General features: G+C 42.1%; 11 protein-coding genes. 10 read left to right on the forward strand and 1 reads right to left on the reverse strand.

Translation table 11 applies throughout. From position 1 onward, the window contains the following. The first annotated feature begins 1 nt into the window (after nucleotide 1). The 8 genes from hisB to AAGA18_07345 all read left to right on the forward strand — a co-directional run bounded on the left by hisB (nucleotide 2) and on the right by AAGA18_07345 (nucleotide 5,652). Nucleotides 2–589: an imidazoleglycerol-phosphate dehydratase HisB gene (gene hisB / locus AAGA18_07310; GenBank protein ID MEM9445146.1), complete on the forward strand. Its 588-nt coding sequence runs from the start codon at nucleotides 2–4 to the stop codon at nucleotides 587–589. Continuing rightward, nucleotides 586–1,209 carry an imidazole glycerol phosphate synthase subunit HisH gene (gene hisH, locus AAGA18_07315; GenBank protein MEM9445147.1) on the forward strand — a complete coding sequence of 208 codons (624 nt, stop codon included), beginning with the start codon at nucleotides 586–588 and terminating at the stop codon, nucleotides 1,207–1,209. Before hisB ends, hisH begins: the two co-directional genes overlap by 4 nt. A 24-nt stretch (nucleotides 1,210–1,233) precedes the next feature. Then, the gene (locus AAGA18_07320; GenBank protein ID MEM9445148.1) at nucleotides 1,234–3,249 is read left to right on the forward strand and encodes a helicase C-terminal domain-containing protein; all 2,016 of its coding nucleotides are present in this window, start codon (nucleotides 1,234–1,236) and stop codon (nucleotides 3,247–3,249) included. A 39-nt stretch (nucleotides 3,250–3,288) separates the two neighbouring features. Further along, a complete protein-coding gene (locus tag AAGA18_07325) occupies nucleotides 3,289–3,528 on the forward strand; it encodes a hypothetical protein (protein ID MEM9445149.1) in 240 nt (79 codons plus the stop codon). A gap of 15 nt (nucleotides 3,529–3,543) precedes the next feature. After that, nucleotides 3,544–4,221 (forward strand): 16S rRNA (cytidine(1402)-2'-O)-methyltransferase, encoded by a 678-nt coding sequence (rsmI, locus tag AAGA18_07330; protein MEM9445150.1) that lies wholly within the window; start codon nucleotides 3,544–3,546, stop codon nucleotides 4,219–4,221. 330 nt (nucleotides 4,222–4,551) lie between these two features. Next, entirely contained in the window at nucleotides 4,552–4,869 is a 318-nt protein-coding gene (locus tag AAGA18_07335; GenBank protein MEM9445151.1) for a DUF4172 domain-containing protein, read from the forward strand. Nucleotides 4,870–4,893: 24 nt separating this feature from the next. After that, a complete protein-coding gene (locus AAGA18_07340) occupies nucleotides 4,894–5,301 on the forward strand; it encodes a Fic family protein (GenBank protein ID MEM9445152.1) in 408 nt (135 codons plus the stop codon). A 72-nt stretch (nucleotides 5,302–5,373) separates the two neighbouring features. Further along, nucleotides 5,374–5,652, forward strand: coding sequence for a hypothetical protein (locus AAGA18_07345; protein ID MEM9445153.1), 279 nt, complete (start codon nucleotides 5,374–5,376; stop codon nucleotides 5,650–5,652). Between the two features lie 164 nt (nucleotides 5,653–5,816). Here AAGA18_07345 and AAGA18_07350 read toward each other — a convergent pair whose 3' ends face one another. Further along, nucleotides 5,817–6,029, reverse strand: a complete 213-nt coding sequence (locus tag AAGA18_07350) for a hypothetical protein (protein ID MEM9445154.1) — start codon at nucleotides 6,027–6,029, stop codon at nucleotides 5,817–5,819. A gap of 208 nt (nucleotides 6,030–6,237) precedes the next feature. On the opposite strand from AAGA18_07350, the gene AAGA18_07355 reads away from it, so the two are divergent. Both AAGA18_07355 and AAGA18_07360 read left to right on the forward strand, forming a co-directional pair. Further along, complete coding sequence (locus AAGA18_07355) at nucleotides 6,238–7,038, forward strand: hypothetical protein (protein ID MEM9445155.1); 801 nt, start codon at nucleotides 6,238–6,240, stop codon at nucleotides 7,036–7,038. A gap of 182 nt (nucleotides 7,039–7,220) precedes the next feature. Continuing rightward, nucleotides 7,221–7,985 (forward strand): DUF4388 domain-containing protein, encoded by a 765-nt coding sequence (locus AAGA18_07360; protein MEM9445156.1) that lies wholly within the window; start codon nucleotides 7,221–7,223, stop codon nucleotides 7,983–7,985. The last annotated feature ends 500 nt before the right edge of the window (nucleotides 7,986–8,485 follow it).

The following is an 8,485-nucleotide window of genomic DNA, read 5'->3' on the forward strand; positions in this document are numbered from 1 at the left end:
AATGAGTCGCAAAGCATCACTAGAACGCAATACCTCAGAGACGAAAATAAAACTTAGCCTAGGCATCGATGGCAAAGGGCAATCCAAAATCGATACCCGGGTGCCTTTTTTTGATCATATGTTGACTCTCTTTAGTAAACACTCGTTGATTGATCTGGAAGCTATAGCAGATGGCGATGTGGAAGTGGATTACCATCACACTGTCGAAGATGTAGGAATTGCCTTAGGACAAGCGCTGAAAGTAGCTTTGGGAGATAAGAAAGGTATTCGACGCTATGGATGGGCGTATGTACCAATGGATGAGACTCTCGTGCGAGTAGTGCTCGATCTCAGTAATCGCTCCTATTTGGAGTATCGTGTAGAGGGCGGAAATCGTATGATTCGAGACTTCTCTTTGCAGTTGGTCGAAGAATTTATGAGATCAGTAGCTGTTAATGCGGGAATGAACCTCCATATAGAGCTTCTCTATGGTCGTGATGCTCACCACATTGCGGAAGCTATTTTCAAGGGCTTAGCCAAAGCGTTAGATTGTGCCTGCCAAGTAGATCCTCGAATTGAGGGAACACCAAGCACCAAAGGAGTTCTGTGATTTGCGGGCTTGTCGATTATGGTAGAGGAAATTTATGCAGTGTAGAGAAGGCACTCCACAAGTCCGGAGTAAATGTCAAGCGGCTCACTCAGCCTGAAGATTTTCTGGAGATAGACCTCGTAGTATTTCCGGGCCAAGGGCATTTTGGGGAGGCTATCCAGCGCATGACGGCTCTTGGTATGGTAGATAGCGTGAAGCAATGGCTGGTAGATGATAAACCCTTTTTGGGAATCTGCTTGGGTTTCCAATTACTATTTGCTTCCAGTGAAGAGTCACCGGAGGAAGGCTTGGGTTGGATTCCTGGTAAGGTGGTGAAATTTTCTACGGACGTTGGAAAAGTACCGCATATGGGGTGGAATCAAGTGGAGTTTCTCGAAAGGAAACATGCACTATTTAATAGCTCAAATGGCTCATGCAGTCTTCCCTATTTTTTCCATGTGCACTCTTACTATCCTACAGAAGTTCCTGAAGAGTTTGTGGCATGTCGTACTAGTTATGGGATTTCATTTGTTAGTGGTGTGCAGAAGGGCAATGCTTATGCTTATCAATTTCACCCTGAGAAGAGCCAAGAAAATGGGCTAAAGTTATTGGAGAATTTTGTCAGTCGCTTTGCCGCTTAGATTCCCGCACAACTCTAGTGTTTTATGATAGCGCCGAGATCAAACTGGGGAGATTTAGAAGAGCGAATTCGAGAAATGTTTGGACCCAAAGGTTTATTGTCTCGAAGGCCCGAGTTTCAATATCGCGAGCCCCAGCAGCTTATGGCGTGTAGGGTTGCTCGAGCGCTTGAGCAAGATAACCATGCACTCGTTGAGGCGGGCACAGGAGTAGGCAAAAGCTTAGCTTATTTGCTGCCTGCTATCACCTTTGCTCACGAGCAGAGTAAAAAAGCCTTGGTTTCGACGCATACTATCAATTTACAGGAGCAGTTATTTTATAAAGATATTCCCTTAGTTAAGGATTTCGTGCCTTTTGAGTTTGGAGCTGCTTTGCTCAAAGGTAGGCAAAATTACATTTGTCCCAAGCGTTTAGCGAAGGCAAAAGTTAGCTCAGATGAGCTCTTTGTCAGCAGCGAAGTGGCGGAACTCAATCGCATCTATGAATGGTTTCAAAAAACCAAGGATGGAACCCTAAGTGATTTTAGCGTGCAGCCCGAGGCTAAGGTTTGGGCTCAAGTGTGTAGTGAACCTCATATATGCACCAGTCGCTCCTGCGGGGATGATGCAAAGTGTTTTTATCAGCAAGCGAGAAAGCGAATCCTGAATGCTCAAGTTGTGGTGATGAATCATCATTTGTTTTTTACCTATCTCGGAGGCATTGATGACGAGACTCATTCACGTGAGGGTTACCTTTTTCCCAATGATTTTGTGATCTTTGATGAAGCGCATAATGTTGAAGCGACTGCTGCACGGCATATTGGGCTAAGTGTTTCTTCAGGACAATTTCGGTATCTGTTGCAACGTTTATATCATCCTAGGACCCGTAAAGGTCTTTTACCTGCAGTCCGTCAGTCTGCCTTAGAGAAGATGGTTGTAGAATCACTTGATCAGGTAGATCTGTTTTTTGGGCAGTTAGAAAATGCCTGTGAATTTGGCAGGCGGACTCAAGGTAATGAATTCCGAGTACGCGAGGCGGATATAGTAGATGACTCTCTAAGTTTACCGCTAATGAGATTGAGAGAAAAGTTGCTAGATGTCTCAGCAGACTTGGATGACAGGGAAATGCAAGCCGAGCTAAAAGACTGCGCACGTCGCTTGGTTGATTTGCGTTCCAGTGTGAGTGATTTTTTGAGCCAGAAGAATGAGTCATATGTTTATTGGGTAGAGCGCACTGGGCGCGGCTTAGCAAACTTTCAGATGCAGGCTGCACCGGTAGATCTAGCAGAGACATTGCGGCAGTTGCTCTTTCGTCCAGAGCATGCTTCTATCATGACAAGTGCCACGCTCTCAGTTGGATCTGAAATGAAGTATTTTCAAAAACGCCTGGGAGCTGAAGATGCGGAAACACTTCAGGTCGATTCTCCCTTTAATTATGAGGAACAAATGTCTGTCTATGTCCCCAGGCGTTTGCCCGAACCCAAGAACAAAGAAGCTTATGAGGAAGCACTTAGTCGATGGGTTGCGCATTTTATAGACAAGACAGGAGGTAAAGCATTTGTGCTTTTCACAAGTTATATTTCCATGTCACGTATAGCGGAGCATTTGAGAGCTTGGTTTGCAGAAAAGCAAATCAAGCTCCTTGTTCAGGGTGCCGGAAAGTCTAGAGAAAAAATGGTCCAGGAATTCAAAGAAGATGTGAACTCCGTTTTATTTGGCACCGATAGTTTTTGGCAAGGGATTGATGTGCCAGGTGAGGCTTTAAGTAACGTGATTATCACGCGGTTACCTTTTGCTGTGCCCAATCACCCTCTTATAGAAGCGAAAATGGAGTTCATTGAATCCCAGGGAGGAAACCCATTCCAGGAGTATTCTTTGCCAGAAGCTATTTTAAAATTTCGCCAAGGTGTTGGTCGTTTGATTCGCTCTGTTCATGATAGCGGAATTGTCTGTATTCTTGATACTCGCGTGTTGAGTAAGTCCTATGGAAGATATTTTATGACGAAGCTTCCCAAGTGCCCGGTGCATATTCTTGATGAAGAGCCAATGCAAGTAATAGGATAAAAGCTTTTCTTGTCTGTTAAGAACATACATCTTAGGTAAATGGATGATTCGTTAGCTGTATTGAAGGATGCCTTGAAAAATTATATTGATGGCGCTGCTGCTCAAAAATCTGATGATCCCCCAGATTTGAGACCTATCTTTGCCGAACTAGATGAGGCAGAAAAACAAGCACTTCCCTTCGCACCGCCAAGGCTAAAGCATTTTCTTGAGGGCAAAAGTTATAAAAAGGCTTATCAGTTCCTGTGTGGTGGAACTCCTGAAAAAGGAAGCTGCTCCTAAGCTCTTCTTCTTTATATGTCTGGGAAGCTTTATGTTGTAGGCACTCCTATTGGTAATTTGGAAGATATTACTTTACGTGCGGTTCGTGTTCTCAAAGAAGTAAATCTCATTGCGGCTGAAGATACCCGACATACTGGAATACTCTTAAAACATTTGCAAATTTCTTGTCAACAGGTCAGTTATCACAAATTTAATGAAGCACGTCGTAAAGAGGAGTTGTTGGGAACTTTAATGCGTGGAGATAGCATTGCATTAGTAAGTGATGCTGGTATGCCAGGCGTTTCTGATCCAGGAGAGCGCTTAATTCATGAATGCTTGAGAGAGGAAATTAAAGTAGAAGTTGTTCCGGGTCCATCAGCAGTTTTGCATGCTCTAGTAGCTTCTGGACTAAAAATGACACCTTTCTATTTTGGTGGCTTTTTACCGGTAAAGAGCGGCGGCAGAAAAAAGGAACTTGCCGCTGCCCGTGAACGCCATGGCACCAGTATTTATTTTGAATCGCCACATCGCATCATTAAAACCTTAGAAGCTAGTGTGGAAGTCGTTGGTGAAGGACGAGTCTGTGTTGCCCGAGAATTAACTAAAAAATTTGAAGAAGTTAAGCCGGGAACGCCACAGGAGTTACTGGAATATTTCAACAAGGGCAAAGTTCGCGGCGAAATTACCTTCCTTGTTGAAGGCTCAAAAGGCTAGTTGTTACTTCCTCTTTTGTACTTTAACTGTTTTCAAATAGAGCACCATACTCCTAACTTTAAACATACTGTGATTCCTTAACCCCGAATGATCATACTTCTCTATGTGTGTATGTCTTCTATCTTGTTCTTTACAGTGTTAGGTAGTATGAGCAAAAGATCTTGAAGCGTCCGGAGCTTTTCGTGAAGTAAAAAGTCCATCTTCTTACTTAATGAGCCGATTATATGATACAATTGGCTCATGACCTAAAACTGGGAAAAGAAAGATTAGTCGAAATTTAAGTATGATCTGGGTGAAACTCAAGATCTACTCTTCGCCTATTCTGAAAAAATTGGGTACATCACGGGTCTGTTGGAAGCTCTTCCCAATAATTTACAATCAGAGATGATTATCAGCATGATGGTCATGGAAACTGTTAAAACTTCTGAAATCGAAGGGGAATATCTCAGCCGTGAAGATGTTATGTCTTCTATTCGAAATCAACTTGATCTTAATCCTAAGATTATTTCTGTAAGAGACAAGCGTGCGCAGACAATCGCTGAACTCATGGTGGCAGTTCGGAAAGATTTCTCAAAAAAGCTTTCTCAGAGAATGCTGTTTTCGTGGCATCAAATGCTTATGAAAGGAAATTGTATGATCAAGGCATGAGCCTGGAGAAAACATTCGGATGCGATGCAAGTGGTCTCTGGATCTATTGGTAAAGAAAAAATTCATTTTGAAGCGCCTCCATCAGAGCGAATTCCTGCTGAAATGAAAGCTTTTATTGAGTGGTTCAATCAAACCAGCCCTGAGGGAAAATCGCCTATCAAGAGAGGCCCTGCCCGATCTGCAATGGTTCATCTTTATTTTGAAACCATACATCCTTTTGAAGAGGGCAATGGTAGAATAGGACGCACTCTTTCTGAGATGGTTTTGTCCCAAGAAATGGAACGTCCTATTTTATTAAGTTTATCACCAACCGTAGAAGCTAACAAAAAATCTTATTATGAAGCTTTAATGGAAGGGCAGCGATCCAATGAAATAAGCAGTTGGATTTATTACTTTATAAAAACTGTTTTGGACGCTCAAGTCGAGGCTTAGAAGCAAGTTGAATTTACTCTCAAAAAAGCCAAGTTTTGTGACCGAGTTGAAAGTCAGTTAAATCCACGTCAGATGAAAGTCGTTGAGTGTATGTTTGATGAAGGACCAGATGGGTTTGAAGGTGGCATGAGTCCCCAAAATATATCGCTATTGCCAAAACAACCAAGGCAACAGCAACCCGCGACTTACAAGACCTCACTAAAAAACAAATATGCATTCAGCAAGGTGCAGGTCGTAGTGCACGCTATTGCTTGCACTTGGAAGTGTGATTACTCACTTTTTTATCAGATGAATATTTGTATCTGCACATCTACATCTAAAGGATTCTTTTTTATCACGTTCTGGGGTTAGATAGAACAGTCCATTACATTTTGAGCATTCTCATAAACTCTCAGGATTTTTAAAATTTGACACGACAGATTCAAAATCTTTTTTATCAATAGAAGCTCACTCATTGTCATGTGCTGCCGCATATATTTGCCATTATTTGACCCCAGAATGATCTAATGCTTTGCTTATGGCATTGTATAAATCTTTTTTATTTTGAAGGCAAGCTCAGTTAGTAAGCTGACCTGAACTTCCATTCGTTTACGGAATGGGCTTTGCCAAGTTGTTCGAAAACTTAGATTTGCTGGAACTTTTTCGTAATTATTGGAGGCAATAGAGGAAGTAGGCCAGAGATTGGTTAGCAAGGTGGAAACCCATAGCGGATGAAAAAGACGTTTCATATGTCGCAGAAACATGCGGAGTTTACTCTAAAATTGGATTGTGGTTTAAATCGAAATCAACGCCTGAACTGACAAGCGTGCCGTCTTGAATTGGCTTGGAGGGAGAATACCTTCAGGTAGATTTTTATCCTCGAATAATCGAAACATGTTCTTAGAATATTATTTTGAAAATTTTTACTGGTTGATAAATGGTCTAATGACTAATCGCATGCTTATACTATTCGCTTTTGTACTCACAGCATTTAGGGTATCACTCTTTGCTAGTTCCTCGATCACTATTGGAGGAGTCACGGTTGAAGCTGGACAAGGTGTCGCAATGTGCAAAGTCCCGTTGCCTGAAGCAATTACAAAGAAAATCAAAGATAAGAAACGAACGCATAAGGAGGTTAAAATTGGTATTAGCTTGCCTGAGGATTTTGATACCAGTAAACCTCAGAAATATCTCTTCGTAGCGATTCCTGTGAACAAACCCCAAGACCTCGATAAAGGGAATATACATGCCATAAAATCTTTCCAGCGTGAGGCAGGTCCCTTGGGTTGGACTGTCTTTGCGATTGATTCGGATATGGGTTACCCTGATGGCGAGCAGTTTGAACAGATAACATCTTTTGGCTTAGAGGTCATGGAAGAAGCTATTCCCGCTTTTTCTGACTCTATCTTTGCTACGGCGGGGCATTCTGGGGGAGCTAAAAATTCTGCCTACAGCAGTGGGGCAATCATTAAAAGGAAGTATGAACTGGTCGGCATGTTCATGTCAGGGTGTAATGAAGATAAGGTTGGCAACTCACAAAAGGAATTCCGGACCGGTAAGTTGGGTTACAGAGAGGTAAAGGTTTTTTTAAGTAGTGGAAAGAAGGATAAGATTGCCTCTCCCATGGATGTCAAGAGAGTGGCAAAAAGTCTCCATTCTAATGGAATGAAGAATGTTCGTATTGTGTCACATACAGGGGGTCACGGAATGGAGAAATCTCATATCTCTGAGGCTCTGGAATGGTTTGATAGTGAATAATTACTGAGCTTTTGAGCCGATCAACTCAATCAATCAACTTCGAGTATTTCCCGGGTCTCATCTATTAGGAGAACTGATTAGAGATTATAGTATTTTCGACTTAAGTTAATTTAAATTCATATATTGTAATATCTATACATATATGTTGCATTTTGTGGATAGCTAAGTTATATTGAAAGGGTATGGCAAATTTTATAGGTATGGCCTTTTGGCCTAGAGAAAAGTACCTATTGCTACAGGATGTAATGGCCACTATCGAAGATAGTGAGATATTTTTTGTAGGGGGTAGCGATACGGAGGATTTAGCGGCTGCCATGTGGGCTGACGTGTTAGTCGCACATGGCAGTTCTCCAGGGCCCTCTTTTCTTGATTATATGACTGGCTTAATGCAGGAGAAAGGGCCAATCCCTATTATCGTTATGGGTGAACCAGGGCAGTGGATGAAGCAAGTCTTACGATTCAGGGGCCTAGATATTCAATATTTGTCCGAAAGCTGCCAGTTTGAAGATATCAGGGGATCCGTTCGAAAGAAGATTACGGCACTCGCGAATGGACCGAGAACCAGTGACTTCAAGCCAATTGTCGAAAGAAGGTTTCGCAGGCCGACGCGCGGTTTTTTATCATCCGGTATAATACTTATTCAAGATTTGATCAAAACACTTATCAATAAGAATTGGTCTGGGCGAGTGGAGATTTTGAACGAAGATAGCTATGAATTAGGAATAATTTATATGCAACAGGGTGTCCTAGTTCACGCGGAAACGGACAGCTCACAAGGGGAGGCTGCATGTTATGATATGCTTTCTTGGAAACGCAGTAATTATCAGTTTGCCAAAGAAGAGTCTCTTTCAGTTCGAACCATTCACTCAAGTTGGAAGCAAATTCTGCTGGATAAGAAGATACAGAACTCTTATGAATCCATTAGCGAACTATACGCTTGCGTTTAGGTTCTACTCACAAATTCTAAATCAGAGATAACTCGATTTTTATCTGGATGATGGAAGAGTCTATCTCGAATCCCTGGTGATTAAGAGATATAAGTTGACCAAGCAAACGCGAGTTCATTTTCGCTGTGATGCCAGCAATGATAAGGATGATCTCTTCCTCGATAACCTAGGCCTATGGGCTAAATAAGTTAACTTTTTTTGTCGCCCTCCGACTATCCCCTGGATCCTCTGGTAGAGCCGGAGGATGACGGGTGAGGATGAGTTCGAAGATAACAGACCATACTAGGTCATCTCTGATTGTGTCTTTTTGTCATGCGCGAATTGAATCGGGTTTCAAAGTTTGCTTTTTTCATTTGATGGTCAAACTCCAAACAAGCGGTTGCCTCAACGAAACACGAAATCGGTAAACGGCCTATTTATGTGATTATTATCTGATTAATCTACGAAATTTTTCTAGAAGCAAATTTTATTCTTGTCATCCTAAGTCATGGTCTATAGTA

The sequence above is a fragment of the Verrucomicrobiota bacterium genome, assembly GCA_039192515.1.
Taxonomy (GTDB): Bacteria; Verrucomicrobiota; Verrucomicrobiia; order Methylacidiphilales; family JBCCWR01; genus JBCCWR01.